Source organism: bacterium, assembly GCA_030652805.1.
In the GTDB taxonomy this organism is placed as follows: Bacteria; JAHJDO01; JAHJDO01; order JAHJDO01; family JAHJDO01; genus JAHJDO01.
Genome location: JAUSPT010000088.1, coordinates 1 through 12,022, shown reverse-complemented (window position 1 = coordinate 12,022; position 12,022 = coordinate 1). Strand labels below are relative to the sequence as shown.

10 protein-coding genes are annotated in these 12,022 nt (G+C 37.0%); all 10 read left to right on the top strand.

The genetic code is table 11. The annotated features are described in order from the left end of the window. Nucleotides 1-112: 112 nt before the first annotated feature. Nucleotides 113-2,101, top strand: a complete 1,989-nt coding sequence (tkt, locus tag Q7J67_08725; protein MDO9465365.1) for a transketolase — start codon at nucleotides 113-115, stop codon at nucleotides 2,099-2,101. Between the two features lie 14 nt (nucleotides 2,102-2,115). Beyond that, complete coding sequence (locus tag Q7J67_08720; protein ID MDO9465364.1) at nucleotides 2,116-3,018, top strand: glycyl-radical enzyme activating protein; 903 nt, start codon at nucleotides 2,116-2,118, stop codon at nucleotides 3,016-3,018. Between the two features lie 94 nt (nucleotides 3,019-3,112). Then, the gene (locus Q7J67_08715; protein MDO9465363.1) at nucleotides 3,113-3,481 is read left to right on the top strand and encodes a hypothetical protein; all 369 of its coding nucleotides are present in this window, start codon (nucleotides 3,113-3,115) and stop codon (nucleotides 3,479-3,481) included. Then, on the top strand, nucleotides 3,465-4,043 hold the full coding sequence (locus tag Q7J67_08710) for a nucleotidyltransferase domain-containing protein (protein ID MDO9465362.1): 579 nt from the start codon (nucleotides 3,465-3,467) through the stop codon (nucleotides 4,041-4,043). The genes Q7J67_08715 and Q7J67_08710 overlap by 17 nt, the downstream gene beginning before the upstream one ends. 62 nt (nucleotides 4,044-4,105) lie before the next feature. Beyond that, nucleotides 4,106-5,638 carry a class I SAM-dependent DNA methyltransferase gene (locus tag Q7J67_08705; protein ID MDO9465361.1) on the top strand — a complete coding sequence of 511 codons (1,533 nt, stop codon included), beginning with the start codon at nucleotides 4,106-4,108 and terminating at the stop codon, nucleotides 5,636-5,638. Further along, nucleotides 5,635-6,831: a restriction endonuclease subunit S gene (locus Q7J67_08700; GenBank protein ID MDO9465360.1), complete on the top strand. Its 1,197-nt coding sequence runs from the start codon at nucleotides 5,635-5,637 to the stop codon at nucleotides 6,829-6,831. Before Q7J67_08705 ends, Q7J67_08700 begins: the two co-directional genes overlap by 4 nt. A gap of 1 nt (nucleotide 6,832) precedes the next feature. Then, on the top strand, nucleotides 6,833-9,721 hold the full coding sequence (locus Q7J67_08695) for an HsdR family type I site-specific deoxyribonuclease (GenBank protein MDO9465359.1): 2,889 nt from the start codon (nucleotides 6,833-6,835) through the stop codon (nucleotides 9,719-9,721). Beyond that, nucleotides 9,722-10,063, top strand: coding sequence for a M48 family metallopeptidase (locus Q7J67_08690; protein MDO9465358.1), 342 nt, complete (start codon nucleotides 9,722-9,724; stop codon nucleotides 10,061-10,063). It begins immediately after the preceding gene. Then, nucleotides 10,060-10,764, top strand: coding sequence for a DNA repair protein RadC (gene radC / locus Q7J67_08685; GenBank protein ID MDO9465357.1), 705 nt, complete (start codon nucleotides 10,060-10,062; stop codon nucleotides 10,762-10,764). Before Q7J67_08690 ends, radC begins: the two co-directional genes overlap by 4 nt. A 30-nt stretch (nucleotides 10,765-10,794) precedes the next feature. Then, a partial coding sequence (locus tag Q7J67_08680) for a pyruvate formate lyase family protein (protein ID MDO9465356.1) occupies nucleotides 10,795-12,022 on the top strand: 1,228 nt, incomplete at its 3' end.

The window sequence follows — 12,022 nt, the reverse complement described above, 5'->3', positions numbered from 1 at the left end:
CCATCATCAACTTATATAGTAATATTATATAAAACAAAAAAGTTTGTAGAAGAAAAAAAATAAGTGTAAAATATTTAATATCAGTATTCATAAGAGAAGGAGGAATTATAAATTGTTTTATAGAATCGCTAATATAGTAAGAGGGTTGGCTGTAGATATGATAGAGACGGCTAATTCCGGTCACCCGGGATTACCTTTGGGTTGTGCAGAAATCGGTGTAGTTCTCTTTGGAGATGTATTAAAATACGATTCTTCTACTCCAGATTGGCCAGACCGAGACCGTTTTGTGCTATCTGCCGGACATGGTTCAGCCTGGTTGTATTCTCTGTTACACCTTTCGGGATATAACCTTTCTCTCGATGATTTAAAAAAATTCAGACAGCTTAATTCTAAAACTCCCGGTCATCCTGAATATGGAAAAACTCCCGGGGTCGAAGTCACTACCGGACCATTGGGACAGGGCTTTGCCAATGCGGTGGGAATGGAATTAGCAGAAAAGATGTTAGCAGCCAGGTTTAATGCCGAGGATTATAAGATTGTTGACCACCATACTTATACCCTTTTAGGTGATGGCTGTATGATGGAGGGGATTACTTCCGAAGCTGCATCACTGGCCGGACACCTGGGTCTGGGAAAGTTAATTGCTATCTATGATAATAACAAAATCTGTCTTGCCGGAGAGACTAAAGCTACTTTTACCGAGTCGGTAGCCGATAGATTTAGGGCTTATAAATGGAAAGTAATTGATCATATTGATGGCCACAGTATTGAAGAAATTAAAGCAGCTATTATTAAAGCTAAAGAGAGCGAAGATAAACCCACTTTAATTATAGCAAATACCCATATTGGGTATGGTGCACCTACCAAGCAGGATTCTTGCAGCTGTCACGGCGCACCCCTGGGTGAAGAAGAAATAGAAGGTTTAAAGAAAAATTTAGGATTACCCTTAGATGAAAAATTTTATGTCTCCTCTGAGGTCAAAGAATTTTTTAAAAACAGAAAAAGACAGCTTACCCAAAAAAGAGAAGAATGGGAAGATAAATTTACCCAATGGGGCAAAAAATACCCCGAACTAAAAAAGCAATGGAATAAGGCGTTAAATTTAATTATTCCTCAAGATTTAGAACTAGATAGCCTGGAAATAAAATCTCCGGTAGCTACCCGAGTGGCCTCATCGGTAGTTTTAAATGAACTTGCTGATAAAATTCCTTATCTTATCGGAGGTTCAGCGGATTTATCTCCTTCTACCAAAACATATCTTAATAACTATGGAGAAGTTCAAAAAAACAGTTTTAAAGGTAGAAACCTCAGGTTTGGAGTTAGAGAACATGCTATGGGGGCGATTGTTAATGGCATAGCAGCACACAAGGGATTGAGACCATATTGTTCCACTTTCTTTGTTTTTTCTGATTATATGCGTCCGGCTATTAGAATGGCTGCCTTAATGGGACTCCCGGTAATCTATATCTTTACCCACGATTCTATAATGGTGGGAGAAGATGGCCCTACTCATCAGCCGGTGGAACAGCTGGAATCTTTAAGACTTATCCCCGGTTTAAAAGTCATCAGACCTGCCGATGAAGAAGAGACCAAATTAGCTTGGAAGGAAGTTTTGAAAAGAACAGAAGGTCCTACTGCCCTGGTTTTATCCCGGCAGAATTTACCTCATCTGGAAAAATACCACGGCGTAAAAGAATTCTCCTGTGGCGGTTATGTAATATCCCACAAAGAGAAAGAAGTACCCCAGGTGGTATTAATGGCCAGCGGTAGTGAAGTTTCGATAGCCGTAAAGGTAAATCTTATCTTAAAAGTGAACGGTATTACCGGTCGAGTAGTATCTATTCCGGACAGAGAAGAATTTTTAAGACAAGAAAAAAAATATATAGAAGAGGTTCTGGGGCCTAAAGACGCACTTCGGGTAGTAATTGAAGCTAATACCGGCCAGGGTTGGTATCAATTATTAAACGATTCTTATTACACAGTATTTATGAAGTCTTTCGGTAAGAGTGCACCCGATCAGCAATTAGCCGATTATTTTGGTTTTACTCCTGAAAAAATTGCCCAAAAAATCATCAAACTTTGTCTGGGGACGGTCCTTTGACAAAATCTGTTCTTATGACTACAGGAACAGTTTTTAATATTCAAAGATATTCGATTCATGATGGACCAGGAATTCGAACTACAGTCTTTTTAAAAGGATGTCCGCTTAATTGCTGGTGGTGCCAGAATCCCGAAAGCCAATTAAGCGGGCAGGAAATGGTATTCTGGGAAGATAGATGCATTGGCTGTGGAGTATGTTCTTTGAATTGCCCCTCAAGTGCTATCCAAATGAAAAATAAAAAGCCGGTTACTGATAAAGAGAAATGCATTCTTTGCGGAAAGTGTATAGAAAAATGCCCAGCCTTAGCCCGGGAAATGATAGGAAAAAAACTAACCACTGAAGAGGTTATAAAAGAGGCAGAGAAAGATTTAGTATTTTATGAAGAATCCGGCGGAGGGGTGACCTTCTCCGGTGGAGAGCCATTGGGGCAATCTGAATTTTTAGAGAGTCTCCTTATTTGTTGCCAAGAAAAGAAGATCCATACCGCAGTCGATACCTCCGGATATATTTCCTGGGGAATTTTAGACAAAATAACCCCTAAAATAGATCTTTTTTTATACGACCTTAAGATAATGGATAGCGAAAGGCATAAAAAATATACCGGGGTATCTAATGAGCTCATTTTAGAAAATTTGAAGAAACTCTCCTCAATTCACAATAATATTTTTATTCGTTTTCCGGTAATCCCCGGTATAAATGATGATTATCAAAACATCAGGGAAACGGGAGAATTTTTGTCTTCCTTAAAAATTGCTCAGGTCAATCTTCTCCCTTATCACTATATTGGCATAGATAAATACGGAAGATTGGGAAGGACTTATAAGTTAGCAACTACACAATCTCCTTCGGAAGAAAAATTATCCGAGGTATCTGCGATTTTAAGGAAGTTTAATTTGAAGGTAAAATTAAGAGGTTAATACCCCCAGGCAACTCCTACCTTCGTTACAATAACGAAAAACTTGACAAAATAGCCATAATTCGTTACAATAACGAAAAATGAAAGGATGAAAAATGGGAGATTTTCAGAAACATTTTGAATTAGCAAAAGAGAAGTATGAAGCAACATTAACTGCCTATCACAACAAGCAGAGCACAGTGGTTGGTGATTTGGGCACAAAGGTTGTTGAGCAGTTGGTAGAAGCTGATGCTGCTAGAAAGGGAGAGCATTTTGGCGACCACCAGAGTAGACATGAATATTCAAATGAAAATTTTCCTGTTGAAATAAACCAGGCAATGCGTAAAATATGGTTTGCTTATGGAGATTTGGGTTATGACGGAATTAATGGCGAAAGAGCGAAGGCGGTAACAGATAATTTAAAAGTAATAATTGAGTTTTTTGAAAAAAGATTTGGAGAGAAGATCAATGAAGAGAATACTTAAAAAGATAGCAAAAGAGCTTTCCAAAATTGAAGATGTAAAAGCTATTATCCTTTATGGCAGTCTTGCCAGAGGAGAATTTACTTCCAGGTCAGACGTTGACTTGTTTATACTTACAACCGATTATAACACCCAGAAAGAGATACACGATAAAGTAATAGAACTTGAATCCGAAATAGGCAGAAATATTCAGCCAACCATAAGAACTTTAGCTGAATTGCAGAAAACAGATACGGGTTTACTACAGAACATCTTTCAGGAAGGAAAGATTCTCTACTTGAGAGAGCCATCCGACATACCATCCGCTATATTACTGCAACAAAAACCTTATCTGATCTATTCTTTTCAGATAAGCAGCTTACTTCAGAAAGAAAAGGCAAGATTCAACAGGCAACTTTACGAACAGACAAGAAAAGGATACAAGTATAAAGGTTTATTACAGGAGATAGGCGGCCAGAAACTTTCTGCAGGTTGTGTAATAATTCCTTATGTGCAAAAACAAAAGATTGAGAAATTCTTTAAGAAATTTAAAGTGAAATTTGAGCAGTTAAAGGTGTGGAAATAGTAGATTAAGCCGGAGGATTTGGGGGAATTTATTAATTAAATTTCGAGGAGATTGGTTAAGATATGTTAGACATTAAAACTCTTGAAACATGGTTGTGGAATGCTGCCTGTAGTATTCGGGGAGCTGTGGATGCTCCAAAGTTCAAGGATTACATCCTGCCTCTGATTTTTGTGAAAAGACTTTCTGATGTTTTTGAGGATGAGATTAAAAGACTTTCTGAAGAATTTGGGGATGGAGAAACCGCAATAGAGATTGTTTCAAAAGACCATAATTTGGTGAGATTCTTTATTCCAAAACAGGCAGCCTGGCAACAAATAAGAAAGCAGACAACCAAAATCGGAGAGAAATTGACAGATGCTATTCGTGCAATAGCAAAAGAAAATCCGAAATTACAGGGGGTAATTGACATAGTTGATTTTAATGCCACTGTAAGCGGGCAGAGAATAATAGATGATGGTAAGCTAAGCAGTTTGATAGAGATTATTAGCAGGAATAGGCTTGGCTTAAAAGATGCTGAACCTGACATTCTTGGAAGGGCATACGAATATCTGCTTCGCAAGTTTGCAGAAGGGCAGGGGCAGAGCGCAGGAGAGTTTTACACTCCCAAAGAAGTCGGTTGGATTATGGCTTATATTTTGGATCCTGAGCAAGGTCAAGAGGTTTATGATCCGGCGTGTGGTTCGGGAGGATTACTTGTTAAATCCCAACTTGCTCTTAAGGAAAAAGAGAAGAAGATTTTAAAACCTTTGAGACTTTACGGACAGGAGCAGAATTACGTTACCTATGCAATGGCAAAGATGAATATGATTATTCACGATATGGAAGGCGACATTGCAATAGGAGATACACTCCGTAACCCGAAATTTCTTGAGGGGAGTATATTGAAAACCTTTGATTTAGTTGTGGCTAATCCTATGTGGAATCAAGATGGCTATAACAGTGAGTTTTATGAGTCTGATACATTCAACCGCTTTAATAATGGTTACCCACCTACAAGCTCTGCTGATTGGGGATGGATCCAGCTTATGTTTGCTTCATTAAACAAGAACGGAAAAGCTGCAATAGTTCTGGATACCGGTTCTGTTGCAAGGGGTTCAGGAAACAAAGGAAGTAACAGAGAAAAGGAAATCCGCAAGGCATTCGTAGATAGTGACTGGATAGAGGCAGTTTTGCTTTTGCCCGAAAATCTATTTTATAACACAACTGCACCAGGAATTATCTTAATACTGAACAAAAACAAGCCAAAGGAAAGAAAAGACAGGATTATGTTGATGAATACCTCTTTAGAGTTTGAAAAAGGACGACCTAAGAATTTCATACCAGATGATAAGATTGAAAAAATAGCTAAGGCGTTTCATGATTGGAAGAACATAGACAAATTTACAAGAATAATCACTAACCAAGAAGCCGAGAAGAACGATTATAATTTAAGCCCGTCAAGATATGTTGGTAATGGCAAAGAAGAAGAATATCGGGATGTTGATGAGATACTTGTTGAACTAGCAGAGCTTGAAGAGGAAAGAAAAAAGACAGACAGAGAACTTAACGAGATAATGAAAAATATTACACAAAGAGGATTCTTGAAGGAAGAATGAAAACCAAAGCAGTAATAGAAAACGGTTTCAAAGAAACAGAAATCGGACTGATCCCTGAAGATTGGGAAGTTGTTAATGTTGATAAATATATTCAATTTGAAAGAGGCACTGAGCCAGGAAGTGAAAATTATAATAAAGATAAGAAAGGGGTAAGATTTTTAAGAGTAGTTGATATCTCAGGTAGCCGAGATGATAAGACTTATACAACTTCAAAAAAATTAAAACTATGCAAAAAGAAAGATATTTTAATTACTTTTGATGGTAGCCCGGGGATAGTTAAGCAAGGCTTAGAGGGTGCATATTCATCAGGAATACGTAAAGTAGTAATTATAAACAAGGATTTATTTTCAGACTACGTTTATTATGTATTGCAAACAATCTATGTTCAAAGAACTATTGAAAAATATACAACAGGAGTAACAATTAAGCATTCAAGCAAGGCAATACTGCACATAAAAATTCCTTTTTTCTCAATACAAGAACAACAGAAAATTGCTTTTGTCCTGTCAAAAATCCAGCAGGCTATTGAACAACAGGATAGAATAATTGAAACAACAAGAGAGCTAAAGAAATCCCTTATGAATAAACTTTTCACTGAAGGCTTGCATGGCGAAGAACAAAAAGAAACCGATATTGGTTTGATGCCGAAGAGTTGGGATGTAAGAAAAATAAATGAATTTGCAAAAATAAAGTATGGGAAACAAAAGCCAAAAATAATAGGTCAAATTCCAGTGGTCGGCTCTAGCAGAATTTACGCATGGTGTGAAAAACCTTTGATTAATTTCCCTACATTAATTGTAGGAAGAAAGGGTAATGCCGGAGCTGTTCATTTATTTTTAGAACCTTGCTGGCCATCCGATACTACTTTTTATCTTGAATGGAAATCAGAAATGGTTACCCCCAAATTCCTTTATTATTATATGTCAATAAATCAACTCTCAGGCGAGCATGCAAAAACAACAATACCAAGCTTACAACGTCAGGATTTGGAAAACTATCGATTTCCTTTCCCTAATATAAGCGAGCAATTGGATATAATAAAGGCAATAGATAAAATAGATAAAAAACTTTCCCAAGCCGAATCCAAAAAACAAACCTTTCAAGCTTTATTCAGAACCATGCTTAACCAGTTAATGACTGGAAAAATCAGAGTGAAAATCAGAGTGAGAGATTTAGATGTAGAGGTTAATTAAAATGTCTGAACGAAAAATAGTCCAGGAACCGTTGATTAAATATGCCAGGCAAATCGGATGGACTTATTTAACCAGAGATGAAGCTGTAGCCTTAAGACAAGGTGAGGCAGGATTATTTTTTTACAATATCCTTAAAGAACAGTTAATCAATCTGAATAAGGGCATAATCAATAGCGAAAAAGCGAATGAAATCATAAAACGGATGGGAAATGTAAAGAGTTCAATAGAAGGCAATCAGGAAATCCTGCAATATCTTAAAGGTGAGAAATCTGTTTACTATGAGAGGGATAAACGGGAGCTAAATATAAGATTTATTGACTTTAATAATGATAACATTGAAAATAACCAGTTTCACGTAACAGATGAATGGCAATACACCAACGGCAAATTTACCAACAGAGGAGATGTTATATTCCTGATAAATGGTATTCCTGTAATAATTGCAGAGACAAAAAATGCCAACAAGCGGGAAGGAATTGAAGAAGGAATTGCCCAGATAAGACGCTACCATTCTGAAACACCCGAGATGATGGCCTCAAATCAGATATTTGATGTTACCCACCTGCTTGATTTTTATTATGGAGTAACCTGGAATCTTGACAGAAAAGGACTTTTTAACTGGAAAGATGTGGAAAAAGGAAATTTTGAGAAGAAGGTCAAGACTTTCTTCGATAAGGGTCGTGTATTACAACTTATAAAGGATTATATTATCTTCTTCCGGAAAAATGACGTATTATCCAAAATAATTATGCGTCAGCACCAGACAAGAGCAGTGGAAAAGATAGTTAATAGGGCATTGGAGGAGGAAAAGAAGACAGGACTTATATGGCATGCACAAGGTGCAGGTAAAACCTTCACCATGATTGTAGCAGCAGAAAAAATATTGCAGCAGCCAGAATTTGAAAAGCCGACAGTTATTATGCTTGTTGACAGAAATGAGCTGGAAAGTCAACTCTTCAGAAATCTTGATGCCTACGGTTTTAAAGAAGGAAAAGGAATGAAAATAGCAGACTCCAAAAAGGAATTGCGAGAACTTCTCTCTTCAGACTACCGCGGGCTTATAGTTTCAATGATTCACAAATTTGAAGGCATGCCAAAGGATATCAACAAAAGAGATAATATTTTTGTGCTGATAGATGAAGCGCACAGAACTACTACCGGCGACCTGGGCAATTATCTTATAGCTGCACTTCCCGATGCAACATATTTTGGCTTTACCGGTACGCCCATTGATAAGATTCTTTATGGCAAAGGCACGTTCAAGATATTTGGCAAAGAGGATGAAAAAGGATATCTGGATAAGTATTCCATTGCAGAATCAATTGAAGATGGTACTACTCTCCCTTTGCATTACACACTTGCTCCAAGCGAGATAAGAGTACCTAAAGAAATGCTTGAGAAGGAATTTTTTGCATTGATGGAAAAAGAAGGTGTTAGTGATGTAGAGGAATTAAACAAATTATTAGATAAGGCAGTAAGTTTGAAGAATTTCCTAAAATCCGAAGACCGTGTTAAGAAAGTTGCTGAGTTTGTAGCTAAACACTATAAGGAAAATGTTGAACCTATGGGCTATAAGGCATTTCTGGTTGCGGTAGACAGAGAAGCGTGTGCCTTGTATAAAAAAGCATTGGATAAATATCTTCCTTCTGAATATTCCATAGTTGTTTATAGTCAGGCTCAAAATGACAGGGCATTCTTAAAAGAGCACTATTTAAGCGAGTATAAGGAGCGGGAATTGAAAGGCAAGATTTTCCCAAACAAAACAAAGATGCCAAAGATATTGATAGTTACTGATAAGTTATTAACAGGATATGATGCCCCCATTCTTTATTGTATGTATCTAGACAAGCCCATGAAGGATCATACTCTTTTGCAAGCCATAGCCAGAGTTAACAGGCCTTACGAGGATGAAGATGGTTTAAAGAAACCTGCAGGATTTGTTCTTGATTTTGTTGGTATATTTGAAAGACTCGAAAAGGCACTGGCTTTTGATTCAGATGTTGTGGCAAGTGTTATCAGAAATATAGATATATTGAAATCAACCTTTGAAAACCTGATGAAAGGTAAAGCCAGGCCATATCTTGAATTGATAGGACGTAGATTTGATGATAAAACGGTTGAAAGAGCAATTGAAATTTTTAGTGATAAAGACAAGAGAGAAGATTTTTACAAGTTCTTTAAGCAGCTTGAAATGCTTTATGAGATTATCTCACCAGATAAATTCTTAAGGGATTATATAAATGATTACTGGAGAATTTCTTATCTTTACAGCATTATTAGAAATGCCTTTGCCAAAAGGATTCTTCTGGATAAGGAGTTGATGCGGAAGACCTCTGACCTGGTTAAAAAGCATGTTTATACAACAGACATTTCCTCCATGCTTCCGATTTATGAGATAAAAGAAGATACTCTTGAGGTATTAAAGAAAAGCGATAAGTCTAATAATGTTAAGATAATTAATTTAAGAAAAAGCATTATTAAGTTTATTGATGATAATCGGGATACCCAGCCATATTTGATCTCCATAGGTGAAAAGGCACAGACTGTTATTGAGCTGTATGATGACAGACGCATTATGACTCTTGAAGCTTTAAAAAGATTAGAAGAAATTATCAGAGAGATTAATCAGGCACACAAGGAGCAGACTGAAAAGAATTTTGATGTTAATACTTTTACGATTTTCTGGTTATTTAAGAAGAGCGGAATTTCAAAGCCAGATACACTGGCAGTAAAGATTAATGGCATATTTGAAGATTATCCCAACTGGAGATTAAACAGTGAGGAGAAGAGAGAGCTAACCACACAGTTGTATAAGATACTACTGAAAGAAGAAAATAAAACAAAGGCTGTTGAACTTGTTGAGAAGATTCTGAAACTGGAGAGAAGATAAATGCCAATGCTTCTAAGTAAAAATAGAGAATGTCTGAACCAATCAAATGAGTCAGAGAAGTTTAAATCAAACATTTTTAAATGGGCAGAGAAACTGGATGTTGAGCCGAAAGATATACATTTGCGTTTTATGAAAAACAAGTGGGCATCATTATCGCAAAATGGAAGATTAACATTTAACACTAAACTTTTTAAAATGGAGAGAGAACTTTGTGATTACGTAATTGTTCATGAACTGCTGCATATGAAAATCCCTAATCATGGCAAATTATTCAAAAGTCTGATGTTTGCTTTCTTGCCGGATTGGGAAAAATACAGTGAAAGGCTGAAGGTAGATAGGTGAGTAAAGCTTTAAAACCAGATTATCTTGGACATCGCAAGAGAATAAAGGCAAAGTACAAAAGCGGTGGGATAAAAGGATGGCTTGATTACGAGGTGCTGGAATTTGCCTTATCCTTTACCATTCTCAGAAAAGACACTAAGCCTATTGCAAAGCAGTTGTTATCTGAATTCAAAACACTCAATGGTGTATTGGATGCTGACAGGAAAGAGCTGAAAAAAGTTTGTGGTATTTCCGAACATGGTGCCTTGTTTCTCAATTTTTTAAAAGACATTTCAGTAATTTACCTTGAGAAGGGGCTCTATAAAAAAGATTTAGTTTCTTCACCAGATGTTGTCTATGATTATCTGAAAGCTTCTTTAAAAGGATCAGCTGACGAAGAATTTAAAGTCATGTTCTTAAATAGCAGAAATCGTCTGCTGGCAGTTGAGACTATACAAAAAGGAACGGTTAATAAATCAGTAGTATATCCCAGAAAAATTGTTGAACGGGCATTACACAATCATGCGACAGGCGTTATTATTTCACACAATCATCCCGGAGAATCCTTAAAACCATCAGAGGATGATTGCAGTATAACAAAGGCTATAAAAGCCGCCCTCAAAACTGTAGATATTGTTTTATTAGACCATATTATAATCGGTGGGAATGGTTATTTTAGTTTTAAAGAGAATGGGGTCTGCAATGATTTTAAGGAAGTTTAATCTGAATGTAAAATTAAGAGGTTAATCTATATGAATGAAAGAGTAAAAAAATTAAGACAGGAAAGTTTAGATACACAACCTTATATTTCTATTGAGCGGGCAAATTTAGTGACTGAAGCCTATAAGAAGTACAACGGAACAGTTTCAGCTCCTGTTCTTCGTGCCTTAGTTTTTGGATATGTTCTGGAAAATAAAAGTATATGTATTGGTGAAGGAGAACTTATTGTAGGAGAAAGAGGGGAACACCCCCGGGCGACTCCCACCTTTCCTGAATTATGTTGTCACAGTCTGGAAGACCTCGAACTGATTAATAATCGAAAGAAGATTTTTTTTACAGTAAATCAGAAAATAAAGGAAATTCAAAAAGAGAAAATTATTCCTTATTGGGAAAACAGGTCAATGCGCAGTCGGATATTTAAAGAGATGACTCTGGAGTGGAAGGACTGTTACACAGCCGGAATATTTACCGAATTCATGGAGCAGAGAGCTCCCGGACATACGGTGGCAGATGACAAGATATATTATAAAGGTTTTTCTGATTTTATCCGGGATATAGAGAAAAGTATGCAGAATCTTGATTATTTAAATGACCCCGAAGCTTATGATAAACAGGAAGAGTTAAAAGCAATGCTTATCTGTGCTAAAGCGATAATCAGATTTGCCGAGCGCTATGCCGAAAAAGCCTTAGAGATGGCTAAAGCCGAGAAAAATCCTCAAAGAAAAAAGGAACTTTTCAAAATTACCGAAGTTTGTTCGCATATCCCCGTCCATCCTCCCCGAAATTTTTGGGAAGCCCTCCAGATGTACTGGTTCGTTCACTTAGGAGTTATCACCGAACTTAATACTTGGGACTCCTTTAACCCCGGCAGATTAGACCAGCATCTATACCCCTTTTATAAAAAGGAGCTGGAAGAGGGGACGCTGAACCAGGAGAAAGCAAAGGAACTTTTAGAGTATTTTTGGATAAAGTTTAACAACCAACCGGCACCGCCCAAAGTAGGAGTAACTTTAGCAGAAAGTGGGACCTATACCGATTTTGCCAATATTAATAATGGTGGATTAAAGGTTGATGGTTCTGATGGAGTGAATGACTTAACCTATCTGATACTCGATGTAATCGATGAAATGATATTATTGCAACCCAGTAGCAATTTTCTATTGAGCAAGAAAAGCCCGGATAAGTTTTTAAGAAGAGCTTGCGAGATAATTAGAAAAGGCTGGGGGCAGCCCTCGATATTTAATACTGAAGAAGTTATCG

What these genes read in the sequence shown, in the direction of transcription:
- Q7J67_08720 (MDO9465364.1), top strand. Translation starts at nt 2,116, where the DNA reads ATGACTACAGGAACAGTTTTTAATATTCAAAGATATTCGATTCATGAT.
- Q7J67_08715 (MDO9465363.1), top strand. Translation starts at nt 3,113, where the DNA reads ATGGGAGATTTTCAGAAACATTTTGAATTAGCAAAAGAGAAGTATGAA.
- Q7J67_08710 (MDO9465362.1), top strand. Translation starts at nt 3,465, where the DNA reads ATGAAGAGAATACTTAAAAAGATAGCAAAAGAGCTTTCCAAAATTGAA.
- Q7J67_08705 (MDO9465361.1), top strand. Translation starts at nt 4,106, where the DNA reads ATGTTAGACATTAAAACTCTTGAAACATGGTTGTGGAATGCTGCCTGT.
- Q7J67_08700 (MDO9465360.1), top strand. Translation starts at nt 5,635, where the DNA reads ATGAAAACCAAAGCAGTAATAGAAAACGGTTTCAAAGAAACAGAAATC.
- Q7J67_08695 (MDO9465359.1), top strand. Translation starts at nt 6,833, where the DNA reads ATGTCTGAACGAAAAATAGTCCAGGAACCGTTGATTAAATATGCCAGG.
- Q7J67_08690 (MDO9465358.1), top strand. Translation starts at nt 9,722, where the DNA reads ATGCCAATGCTTCTAAGTAAAAATAGAGAATGTCTGAACCAATCAAAT.